This is a genomic window from Arsenophonus sp. ENCA (assembly GCF_002287155.1).
GTDB classification, from domain to species: domain Bacteria; phylum Pseudomonadota; class Gammaproteobacteria; order Enterobacterales; family Enterobacteriaceae; genus Arsenophonus; species Arsenophonus nilaparvatae.
In genome coordinates, this window is sequence record NZ_NHNG01000143.1 from 1 (window position 1) to 10,954 (window position 10,954).

Here is a 10,954-nt window from a genome sequence, read left to right on the forward strand (position 1 = left end):
ATAGTGGCGATCCAGATATCGGTGGCCTTTTTGCCGCAGCTCGGGCATCCCCGACCTTTACAGCTTTGGTAAATAAGGCGCCGATGTGGACAATGGGTATTCTCACAGCATAATTCGCGGCTTCCCATAAGTGGTGTGCCACAAGCTAGCATTTTGGTGACAACTTCTACTTCAACAGGCCTCAGTGGGTAAGTGTTTAGCAGTTCGGCCCAAGCACCGTTTCGCTGAAACAACGTTTTTAGAGGGCGAGGAGTGAATTCAGAAAGCACGGGGGTAATTTTATATGATTTCCAGAAGTTCAAGGTACCACCATTCTACCCGATATCGATTTGCAGCCGCTAGGCTGCTTCCTTGTGGTTTTTTCACTGAACAACCAGATAAAGCAAGAAATGATAAGCGAACTTGAAATATTGAAAGCATATCGTTTAGTGAATAAAGATCATATCTTGCTTTGATATCTTCAAGTGAATGTTCCACAGTTCTATAGGCAACATTCCTCGCAGATGCGATCTCTTTCTTTGATAGCCCAAGAGAGAATAACATTGCTGTCTCAAGCTGCTCTTTTGTGGTCAGTTCAGGAAATACATTAAGCGTGTTGCTTAATAGTGAAATAAGGGTGTTTCGGTGATTGAAGTAAATTTTACGCTGTTCTGAGATGGAAATTCCAAAGACCTGCGCTAAGGAGTAAGAAGGTATCATCAATAAAGGGTCTACGATTCCGTAAAATTTGGGTCATGCAACCGAGGCGCTTGATACCCGCGATGGCGTGTTCAACTGTAATACGGATGCCCGAGATTATTTTATTTTCTTGTTTTTGTTCAGGCGATAAAGGTCTTTTTCGAGTTCCTTTTTTTGGGATTTGTGTATTAGGATGCTGTTTATCTATACCTTGAAAACCGGTCACGAGTTTCGCACAGGCATATAAAATTCTAAAAATGGCTTAAAAGCAATGATTAATCTGCAAGTTACTAAAAAACATAAATTTTCTTAAATTACAATAAGTTGTATTTGATTTATAAGGTTTTGACTATTTATATATCATGCTGAATTAAACTTAAAAATAGAGCGTTTTTTTATTGGTGCGAAACTCGTGTAATAATGACAAAAAACGGTGATTTCTCAGTACGGATTTTCTCTAATAAAGTCACCATTTCAGGCGCATCTTTATTCAAACCGAGAAAATCTACCATTTTAGCATTGGCCTTAATTTCCCCCTCACTATCCGCAAAACCACAAGGAACAGTAGCGTGTTTACAAAATTCATGTATTTCAGGTTTCATACGACACCTCCAACACGTTGAAGGTACTCACGCTGAAGGGTTGTAAGGTGTTTTGACGTGTGAGAAAAGCTCAAAAGCTGCTCGATTGATATGCCGCACGCTTTCATTATGCGTGCAATATGCGTACTATTTCGCATAGTCCGACTCCTACTTTATCTAGGTTTTGGATTAGCTGGTTGTGTGGGCTACAATCCCATTCAGCCAGCGATAATAATTATATATTATTATTTAAGAAGTAATACTTATTAAGTAATACCAATTATTTATGTTTTATTAAATATTCTTCTAATGCAGCTCTAATTATTGAGCTATTATTTTTTGGATTAATACCATTTCTTTTATTCTTTAAGGCAAGATCTTCTATAACCAGTAACAATTTTTTTGGTAAAGATATAGTTGTTCTAACAAAAGCATCAGTTTTTTCTTGACCATAAGGACGGTCGGCTAATTTTTTAGCTAATAATTCAGCTTGATCTATTGTTATTTCATTTCTTTTTATTGATGTTTTCTTTAATCCCATGAGAAAGCCTCTTCTAATAAGGAAAAAATTTCATTTTTTGCTTTTTCATTACAAGATTCCAAAACGGACTTTCCTTCTGAAATTACATCTCTATACACTTTTCTGTAACATCCAAATGAATTTAGAGAAATTATTGCGTCAAATTCTTTCATAAACTCCAAAAACTCATAACGCTCATTGCTTTGTAAAATAGGGTTTGTTGTTGCCATAGATTGATAGCAATAAGCTTTTAGATCTGGATTTAAATCTCTTATAGCTTCTAGTTGTTGTTGAAGTTCAATTAAAGTATCTAAATCTAGCTGAGAACATTGATGAGGAGCAATTATTTGATCAGCTACAGCACATCCTGTTATTAATTCTCTACTATTTCTTCCTGAAACATCAACAATAACATGGTCATATTTGTCATCGAGACTTCTTAATGTCTGAGATATATTATCTCTTTTTTCAATTAAAGTAATTTTTGGTTCCAAACATGCTTGTTCCCTTTCTGAATACCATCTAGAAGCGGATCTTTGTGGATCTGCATCAACTAAAACAACTTCATGGCCTTTTAAAGCTAATCCGATAGAAATATTAGTAGCTGTAGTTGTTTTGGCTGACCCACCTTTATTACATCCAATGACAGTTATCATAATAAACTCTGATGAAAAGTAATTTATTATTTATTATTACTTAATACATAATAATTATCAAGTAATAAGTAATAAGTAATAAGTAAGTTATATCATGTATTACTTAATACTTTAAGTTCTTTTCAAAGTACTATGTTTAGCAAATATCTTATTTTTAATCTTAAAAATCTCTTTCTTACCTTTTTCTCGTTTACGTGATGATTCTGCTTTATCTGTATTTTGATTACGATTTTTAAAAGTAACTTTATCTGTTACAGGATCAAACAAAATTTCATAATCAGGAAGATCATTAACCTTAGTGAGTTTTTTGATATCAAATCTAAATTTTCTAAGTTCTCTCGAGGAGCCTGTTTTTTGATGAAGTTTATCAAGACAAATAGTAAACTCATGCTGGCTACCACAATGCTTGCGGGCTATCTCATAGATACGCCTGTCTATTGCTTTACGAATACGAAAATAATCAGAACTAATTTTTAGCACTTTAGTTTTAGTAATCGCTTGATAAAGCCAATCAGGTAAGGTCACTTCCACCATCCCAATTTCAAGTTTACCTTTTTGTTTTTCAACAATCCGCCAACTATCGATTAACCCAAATTCTATTGTTTCCTGAGCATCTTCTGAATAAATAATATTCGTTTTAATTCGAGTACCAGATAACCTAGACAAAGCTTTTTCCAAATCATCGTAAGCCCGTCCACTTTTAGCTCGATTAGTGGTTACAAAAAAATCATAGGGAGTAAAAGCAACAGTACGACTAATAGATTGATTATTGTTAATGGCTTCTTGTAATTTTGAAATGGTATAAATCCATATGTCTTTATCAAAGATTGTTGCTAAACCTATACCAGCTAGTGATCTTACAATGACAGTCACATTACCATTTCTATACTCCCGAACTTTCGTATCGCCGCCTTTTAAAGCAAAAAAAGGATGCTCCATACTTGCCATTTCATCTCGGAAGGTTGAAATATCAAACTCATCCGCAATAAAAAACTCAATTTGTTTATGTATGTGTGGACGTAAAGTATTCAAATTGCGTTTTCCTGTTTTCTTTGTATGATCAGCCATAGCCTCACTCCTATCGTCGTTAGGATTGTTGGTTAAAACCGTTTAAGTGTCGCAAGCACTTAGACGGTTTGTTTTTTTGATAAAAATTGTTTCGACTTTTACGGACACTAAATTAATCGACTTTCATGGACATTATATCGACTTTTACGGACAATTAAAACTTACGAACAAAAAAAAACAAAAAAAAACAAAAAAACTGTGAATAATTCAAAAATGCTATCGACTTTTACGGACAAACTTAAAACTTACGAACAAAAAAAAACAAAAAAACTGTGAATAATTCAAAAATGCTATCGACTTTTACGGACAAACTATCGACTTTTACGGACAAACTATCGACTTTTACGGACAAACTATCGACTTTTACGGACAAAGATTGTTTTTTTTATATTTTAAATCAAATGCTTAATCTATCTTTTTATCCTTTTAACTCTTTTAACTTATACATAACTAAATATAACTTCACGCGCGCGAGGGTTTTCTGTGGATAACTTTTCTTCTAATAAAAACTTAAAAAGTTTAACCCTAAAAATATGTTACTACTGAGTGACCGTATTTCTTTTTTGCAATTGTTATATTCCGCTTCCTCGTCTGCTCACTCGCTCCGCTCGGACGCAGACTTGCGGCGAGCGTAGAAGTTTTAATTAAAAAGATTTTTTTGAGTTAATTAACGCTTAAACATTGCACTATTGAGTTGCTACAGCTAGCATCACTAGGATTAAAATATCTACTAACTCAGGCACAACATGAACAAAACAGAACTCATCAATCAAATTGCTGAAAAAGCTGACTTAACCAAAAAAGATTCCGAGAAGGCACTGAACGCATTCATTGAAACCGTGACAGAAGCGCTAAAGGCCGGAGATGACTTACAACTCGTTGGTTTTGGCAGCTTTCAGATGAAGAAAAGAGCAGCCAGAGAAGGGCGCAATCCACAAACAGACAAGGTTATACAGATTGCTGCTGCAAACGTACCGAGTTTTAAAGCGGGTAAGACTTTGAAAGAAGCCGTCAAATAAATGACCGAAACTAATGTACGAATTAAAACACCTGTACGAAAATTAATTTAGCCTATTTTTATACAGGTATTTTTATGGGTGTCCGAAACCGCCCGATTTTGTACAGCAAATAACATCTGTCAGAGATTAAAAAAATCGTTAAATCTAATCATTTTTGAAAATTAAAACAGAAACACCCGTCATAACCATCACTAAAACGCGCTGTAATCCATTCTGAGCGATTTTCTCGATAAAAACGTAAATTCGTACAGCCGAAAATTTATCGTCGCTCACAATGCGTTCTCTGTCGCTTTAACTTTAGCATTAAAGTCAAACGCAATATCAAAAACGCCCTATATTTCCCTAAAACACCTATTCAATCAATTTCTGGTAAACTCATAGCATTGAGTAATACAGGAGAAAATTTTGATAAATCCAACGCCAGAACAACAAGCTGTCATTGACTGGCAGGGAGAGAAGCTCGTCGTTAATGCTTTTGCCGGAACAGGAAAAACCTCAACGTTAGTGAAATACGCCGAAAAGCATCCCGAACTCCGGATGCTCTACATCGCGTTTAATCGCTCAGTGAGGGAAGAGGCTGATGAGAAATTTCCGGCTAATGTGCTTTGTAAAACATCCCATCAACTGGCATGGCCTGCCTTTGGCAGAAATTACGCTAATCGATTAACCCATTCTCTGCGTCTTTTTGATATTGCCAATGCCACTCAGAGCGATGACTGGGTATACGTAAAAGTGATTCAGGATACCTTAAAGAACTTTATGTGCAGTGTCGATAATCAGATTATGTTACGTCACTGTCCTTCAATATTGATGGGGGAAGTCAAAAAATCGTTTACGGCTCATGATGTTGTCAGACAAAGTGAACAACTCTGGCATCGGATGATTGACCTTGCTGATAATTTCCCTGTTATTCATGATATGTATTTGAAGCTGTACCAGCTCTTCCAACCTAACCTTTCTCATCGTTTTGATGTTATTTTGTTTGATGAAGCACAGGATGCCAATCCGGTTACTCACGATATTGTGTTTCGTCAAACCACGAAGTTAGTGATGGTGGGTGATGCCCATCAACAGATTTATCGTTTTCGAGGGGCGGTCGATGCATTAAATGCGCCTTCGCTTAGTGATGCTGACCGGCTCTGGTTAACCCATAGTTTTCGCTTTGGTGCCTGTGTTGCCGATATGGCGAATGCATTGCTGGCAATGAACGGTGAAACGCATCAGGTTGTTGGCAGAGGTGAAAAAGATGACATTCTCATTGATATTCCTAAGCAAGGTTTTCCTCACCGCGCCATCCTCAGTCGAACGGTAGCAGGCGTAATTGGTTCAGCGCTGGAAGCCAGTAGCAAAAAATCCGCTATCTACTGGGTCAACAGGATAGATGCTTATCGTATCGATGAACTAATTAACCTTCACTGGTTTTCACTCGACAAACGAAAGAAGATGAGTCACCAACGGCTTTACACGGAATATCGAAATTATTCAAACTATAAACGCATAGCGAATGCCAGTGGTGATCAGGAAATGTTGCAATCTATCAAAATCATTGAAAAATTTACCCCGTTACCAAAGAAAGTGGATGTTTTACGCAAACGAACGGTAGACACTGAAGAGGAAGCCAGTATTACCGTTACTACTGCCCACCGAGCAAAGGGACTGGAATGGGACATTGTTGAAATTAACAATGATTTTCCTAATATTCTTGATCCAGATATGGACGAAGATACTTTTAAAGATGAAGTGAATTTACTGTATGTTTCCGCGACCCGAGCGAAGAAGACGCTTATCATCAATAAATTGTTGGTAAATATTCTTGCCAAAGTTGCTGAGAATGAAAAAATGGCACAGGCCTGATTCATGAATACCTCTAGAAGCGCCTGTAATCGATTTTGAGCCATTTTCTTGTGATTAGCTATGAAAATATACCAGTAACAATAAATAAACGCACCTGATAAGATAGATAGCGTATTTAATATAGCCCGTTTGTTTGCCATAATTCAATCTGACGCGAGCAATTATTGAAGATATCGAATGAGTAAAAAATTCTCCCCAACGCCACACGATAGTGTATTCAAGCAGTTTTTAAGTGAAAAAGAGACGGCTAAAGATTTTTTCGATATTTGGCTTCCTGATGAGATTAAATCGCTGTGTGACTTAGATAGTCTGAAAGTAGAATCTGGCTCTTTTATCGATAGTGAGATGAAAAATTACCAGAGTGATATTCTCTATTCAGTCAGCACCTCAAAGGGAAGTGGATATATTTATGTTTTAATTGAAGCACAATCCACGCCAGATAAACTTATTGCTTGGCGATTGATGCGTTATAGCATGGCAACCATGCATAAGCATTTAGAGAATGGACATAAACAATTACCGTTAGTTTTTCCTATCCTGTTTTACACAGGTGAGAAAAGTCCTTATCCCTATAGTACTGATTGGTTCGACTGCTTTAGTGGGCGGGATATTGCCGAAAAAATATATACCAAACCGTTTCGATTAGCAGATGTCACCACACTTGAAGACTGTGAGATTATGAAACATAAGCGAATGGCTTTGTTGACCCTCATCCAAAAACACATTCGAAGACGAGATATGACCGAGTTACTGGATAGCATTGTTAAAACAAACACTGGATAAATAAATTACACCAACGAAAAAATTGACTTAGTTGGCGTAATTAATCGTTAAATGAATTCTGTTATGGTTTTGTTTTTGTGTTTTCAGCTATTTCTTTAAGTTTGGCATAAATGTTAAATAATAAAATAATTAATTCACAAGAAACCCGCACACCAATAAGGCCAATAACAATTGTGCTTAATCCACCTATAAAACCTGAGAAAAAACCACCTAAATGACTACCAGCAAAAATAGCAGCAATTCCAGAAAATAAAACAGCAATTATACCAAGCCAATAAAAAATTATTATAATCTTAGGGGTTATCATTTTATCTAAATTTAATAAAGATTTTAACATGGTTATTTCCTCTTTTTTATTTCTCTGAGTTGGTTAATAAATTGTATTCTCATTCATTTTTTCCGATTTTATTTTCTGATAATGTTGATGAATTTTTTTGGCATAGTGGTAACGATTTTTAATTGATGTATTGGTATTTTTCATTCCAGCGTTATACATCCCTACGGCTAGCCAATTTTTTCCGTAGCTAGCAAAGTTACGAGTTAAAATCATTGCCCCAATATGAATGTTTAAACAAGGATAATTGATTAAGTCATTTTCAGATAATGTAGGGTATTCATTTTTAATTGTGTTAAAGGTTTTGCTATTAATTTGCATCACCCCTAAATCTAACGAGCCATCTTTATTTTTGTTTTTTGCTTTAGGATTAAAATTGGATTCTTGCCAGGCAATGGCTCTTAAATAATCGGGGTCAATTTGATAATAACTTCCTGCTTTATCAAAGCAATCGGCAAGCGATAATTTTGAGATAACAAGACAAAATAGCCACAGTAAATTTTTAATTTTCATCACGTAGCTCTTTATTTAAAAAGCATAACAATTCGGCATATTGTCGCCCCTAAAAACAAAAAGTTTTTTTAAATAAATTCCAATAAAGACTATCAATGTTACCTCACAAAATCTGCTTTTTCTACTACTAACTTACACACCACACGCAAAATATTTATTTTTCTTTAATTACATGAAATATATTATTTTTTTATTAATTTATTCATATATTTTTAGTAATTTTGCCATTAAAAAATGGCATAAATATACTTATTTGCCAATTCATTGTTATTTAATGAAAGAATATGATTAGATTCTTTTCGTAGTTTATCTGCCATCTATATGATTTTAATATTAATTTAATTTTTGGTTTTCGTTAAAAATTCTAGTATAAATGATAAAAATGTAAAAAAAACAATATGATGGCTATTGCCATTAAAAATTGATTTTTTATTTAAAACGCCATCATTTGCCATTATATTATCTAATTGATTTTAATTTATTTTTACCACTTTGCCACCAAAAGATGGCAAGGGACAGTAATTGATGGCATTATATTATTTTCAATATTTGTAAATTTAAATAGGCATATTAATCATGATTCCTGAAGATTATAAAGTTACTGTACGTATTCCTAAATCCGTTGTCGATGTTATTGATGCTATTTCTGAAAAAAAGATTAATGATGGTGAAGGAAAATCATCTTGTAATCGAACAGCAATTGCATTAGAAATGCTAAAATTAGGCTGTCGTATTATGAAAAAAAATATAGATAAAGATTCTAATGAAGCTCCTTCTATTTCTGTCGATGATAAATTGGCGTTAATTGCTGAATCTGTTTTAAAAACAGAATACTTTGCAAATACTATTTTTCTTGGTGGTCGTGGGGATATCGATAAAGCTAAAAATCAAGGTGCAGAGGAAAATTATCAAAAATATTTATCAGAACTGAAATATAAACTTAATTATTTTTTTAATCAAAAATAGAAAGTGGTTTTATGATATAAAAAATAATGCCCCTAATCTTGGGGCATTATCAAATTAAGTTTTATGCTCAATCACTTCTGGCTGAGATTTCTGCCCAATAGCGATTTTTTGTGGTTTCTCTTGTTCTGGTATCTCGTAATTAAAAGTTAATGTTAGCAAACCATCGGCTAAATTGGCATTTTGGATTCTGATGCGATGGTCAAGGTCAAAACTCATCGAAAAGCCTTTTTTCTCAATACCTTTATGTAGCCATTTCTCTGTTTTGCTATCATGATTACTTTCTTCTTTCTCTGTTTCACTTTTTCCGCTGATGGTCAGCTTATTATTCAGCACCGATATATCTAACTCGTTTTGTTTATAACCAGGAACCGCTACGGTGAGTTCCAGATTTTCTTTATCTTTTTGGTATAAATTATAAGATGGAGCGTCTGATAAAGGTTTTTCACCCGTTATTCGGCTAAATAATTTATCCATTTGAGTAAACCGGTCAGATAACAGGTTATCATTGAGCATTGGAATAAGAGAAAAAGAACGATAAGCCATTATTGTTCCCCTTTTTACGCTTATTGATACAATATTTCTATATTATTTTATGGGGTGCGTTAGAAAATTTTCAAGGGGCATTCTACTTTTTCTATGCTAAATAGATAATTTTATGTTAAATGTTATCAATTCTCCTAATATAAAAACCTATCTCTCTCCTGACAGGACTTAAATATGTTAACAGTTATCCCAATCCTTATTATTGTCGCGCTGATCGTTGTAGTTTCTTCTGTTAAAATTGTGCCCCAAGGCTATCAGTGGACAGTCGAACGTTTTGGGCGTTATACGAAAACGCTGATGCCAGGTCTAAACATCGTTGTGCCGTTTATGGATCGGGTTGGGCGAAAAATTAATATGATGGAGCAAGTTTTAGATATTCCTTCTCAAGAAGTGATTTCTCGTGATAATGCTAATGTCACTATTGATGCAGTCTGTTTTATTCAGGTCATCGATCCAGTGAAAGCCGCTTATGAAGTGAGTAATATGCAATTAGCCATTGTCAATTTAACGATGACTAACTTCCGTACCGTATTAGGCTCGATGGAATTGGATGAAATGTTATCACAACGAGATAGTATCAACAGTCGATTACTGCATATTGTTGATGAAGCGACCAATCCTTGGGGTGTTAAAATCACTCGTATAGAGATCCGTGATGTTCGTCCACCGACTGAGCTTATTTCTGCTATGAATGCCCAAATGAAAGCTGAACGAACTAAGCGTGCCGATATTCTGGAAGCAGAGGGAGTACGTCAAGCCGCTATTTTACGCGCAGAAGGTGAAAAACAATCCCAGATATTAAAAGCTGAAGGGGAGCGCCAATCTGCATTTTTACAAGCTGAAGCGCGTGAACGAGCAGCAGAGGCTGAAGCACAGGCGACTAAAATGGTATCCGATGCGATTGCAACCGGTGATATTCAAGCTATTAATTATTTTGTTGCTCAAAAATATACGGATGCATTGCAACAAATTGGTTCAGCGACTAACAATAAAGTGATTATGATTCCACTGGAAGCGAGCAATTTAATGGGTGCTATTGGTGGGATTGCCGAACTTATCAGTGAAACTAAAAGCACCAAAGGGAAATAACTATGCTTGAACAGATTGCAGCCAATCCATACGGGTTTTGGCTATCACTGGGTGGCATGCTGTTGATAGCTGAAATGTTAGGTGCAGGCGGTTATCTGTTATGGAGCGGTATTGCTGCTGTTATCGTTGGTATTTTAGTGTGGCTTATCCCATTAAGTTGGGTATTTCAAGGCATGCTTTTCTCAGTTTTAACGGTCGTTACTGCATTTGTTTGGTGGTATTGGTTAAATAAAATGAGTAAACCACAGCAAGGGATGTTAAATCAACGGGATCAACAAATGATAGGCTTACGAGCAACGCTAATCGAACCGACTCATAATGGTTATAGTCGTGTGAGCATTGCAGATGGG

16 protein-coding genes are annotated in these 10,954 nt (G+C 35.3%); 6 read left to right on the forward strand and 10 right to left on the reverse strand.

Translation table 11 applies throughout. The annotated features are described in order from the left end of the window. The 7 genes from CBG25_RS03875 to CBG25_RS03905 all read right to left on the reverse strand — a co-directional run. Positions 1 to 302 (reverse strand): transposase zinc-binding domain-containing protein (locus tag CBG25_RS03875; RefSeq protein ID WP_290604636.1); only part of this gene is annotated, 302 nt, incomplete at its 3' end. Beyond that, positions 280 to 699, reverse strand: a complete 420-nt coding sequence (locus CBG25_RS03880) for a hypothetical protein (RefSeq protein ID WP_290604638.1) — start codon at positions 697 to 699, stop codon at positions 280 to 282. The genes CBG25_RS03875 and CBG25_RS03880, both read right to left, overlap by 23 nt. Beyond that, positions 641 to 904: a transposase family protein gene (locus CBG25_RS03885; protein WP_290604640.1), complete on the reverse strand. Its 264-nt coding sequence runs from the start codon at positions 902 to 904 to the stop codon at positions 641 to 643. Before CBG25_RS03885 ends, CBG25_RS03880 begins: the two co-directional genes overlap by 59 nt. Before the next feature lie 169 nt (positions 905 to 1,073). Continuing rightward, entirely contained in the window at positions 1,074 to 1,280 is a 207-nt protein-coding gene (locus CBG25_RS03890; protein WP_290604642.1) for a hypothetical protein, read from the reverse strand. Positions 1,281 to 1,539: 259 nt separating this feature from the next. Next, positions 1,540 to 1,800: a CopG family transcriptional regulator gene (locus CBG25_RS03895; protein WP_290604643.1), complete on the reverse strand. Its 261-nt coding sequence runs from the start codon at positions 1,798 to 1,800 to the stop codon at positions 1,540 to 1,542. Next, positions 1,791 to 2,435 (reverse strand): AAA family ATPase, encoded by a 645-nt coding sequence (locus tag CBG25_RS03900; protein ID WP_290604644.1) that lies wholly within the window; start codon positions 2,433 to 2,435, stop codon positions 1,791 to 1,793. The genes CBG25_RS03895 and CBG25_RS03900 overlap by 10 nt, the downstream gene beginning before the upstream one ends. Before the next feature lie 111 nt (positions 2,436 to 2,546). Continuing rightward, positions 2,547 to 3,503 carry a replication initiator protein A gene (locus CBG25_RS03905; protein ID WP_290604646.1) on the reverse strand — a complete coding sequence of 319 codons (957 nt, stop codon included), beginning with the start codon at positions 3,501 to 3,503 and terminating at the stop codon, positions 2,547 to 2,549. A gap of 746 nt (positions 3,504 to 4,249) precedes the next feature. On the opposite strand from CBG25_RS03905, the gene CBG25_RS03910 reads away from it, so the two are divergent. The 3 genes from CBG25_RS03910 to CBG25_RS03920 all read left to right on the forward strand — a co-directional run bounded on the left by CBG25_RS03910 (position 4,250) and on the right by CBG25_RS03920 (position 7,159). Further along, positions 4,250 to 4,522: an HU family DNA-binding protein gene (locus CBG25_RS03910; protein WP_290604648.1), complete on the forward strand. Its 273-nt coding sequence runs from the start codon at positions 4,250 to 4,252 to the stop codon at positions 4,520 to 4,522. A 405-nt stretch (positions 4,523 to 4,927) separates the two neighbouring features. Beyond that, positions 4,928 to 6,376: a UvrD-helicase domain-containing protein gene (locus CBG25_RS03915; RefSeq protein ID WP_290604650.1), complete on the forward strand. Its 1,449-nt coding sequence runs from the start codon at positions 4,928 to 4,930 to the stop codon at positions 6,374 to 6,376. A gap of 177 nt (positions 6,377 to 6,553) precedes the next feature. Beyond that, entirely contained in the window at positions 6,554 to 7,159 is a 606-nt protein-coding gene (locus tag CBG25_RS03920; RefSeq protein WP_290604652.1) for an Rpn family recombination-promoting nuclease/putative transposase, read from the forward strand. Between the two features lie 61 nt (positions 7,160 to 7,220). Here CBG25_RS03920 and CBG25_RS03925 read toward each other — a convergent pair whose 3' ends face one another. Together CBG25_RS03925 and CBG25_RS03930 are read right to left on the reverse strand one after the other, a co-directional pair. Then, positions 7,221 to 7,496, reverse strand: a complete 276-nt coding sequence (locus CBG25_RS03925) for a DUF4282 domain-containing protein (protein ID WP_290604654.1) — start codon at positions 7,494 to 7,496, stop codon at positions 7,221 to 7,223. A 33-nt stretch (positions 7,497 to 7,529) separates the two neighbouring features. After that, positions 7,530 to 8,006 (reverse strand): lytic transglycosylase domain-containing protein, encoded by a 477-nt coding sequence (locus CBG25_RS03930; protein WP_290604656.1) that lies wholly within the window; start codon positions 8,004 to 8,006, stop codon positions 7,530 to 7,532. Between the two features lie 576 nt (positions 8,007 to 8,582). Between CBG25_RS03930 and CBG25_RS03935 the strand changes: the two genes are divergently transcribed. Next, entirely contained in the window at positions 8,583 to 8,972 is a 390-nt protein-coding gene (locus tag CBG25_RS03935; protein ID WP_290604658.1) for a hypothetical protein, read from the forward strand. A 54-nt stretch (positions 8,973 to 9,026) separates the two neighbouring features. Here the strand turns inward: CBG25_RS03935 and CBG25_RS03940 are convergent, their stop codons facing one another. Continuing rightward, positions 9,027 to 9,515 (reverse strand): Hsp20 family protein, encoded by a 489-nt coding sequence (locus CBG25_RS03940; protein WP_290604660.1) that lies wholly within the window; start codon positions 9,513 to 9,515, stop codon positions 9,027 to 9,029. Positions 9,516 to 9,689: 174 nt separating this feature from the next. On the opposite strand from CBG25_RS03940, the gene CBG25_RS03945 reads away from it, so the two are divergent. Both CBG25_RS03945 and CBG25_RS03950 read left to right on the forward strand, forming a co-directional pair. Beyond that, positions 9,690 to 10,604, forward strand: coding sequence for an SPFH domain-containing protein (locus CBG25_RS03945; RefSeq protein ID WP_290604662.1), 915 nt, complete (start codon positions 9,690 to 9,692; stop codon positions 10,602 to 10,604). A 2-nt stretch (positions 10,605 to 10,606) separates the two neighbouring features. Further along, the coding region (locus CBG25_RS03950) for an NfeD family protein (RefSeq protein WP_290604664.1) at positions 10,607 to 10,954 on the forward strand (348 nt) is incomplete at its 3' end.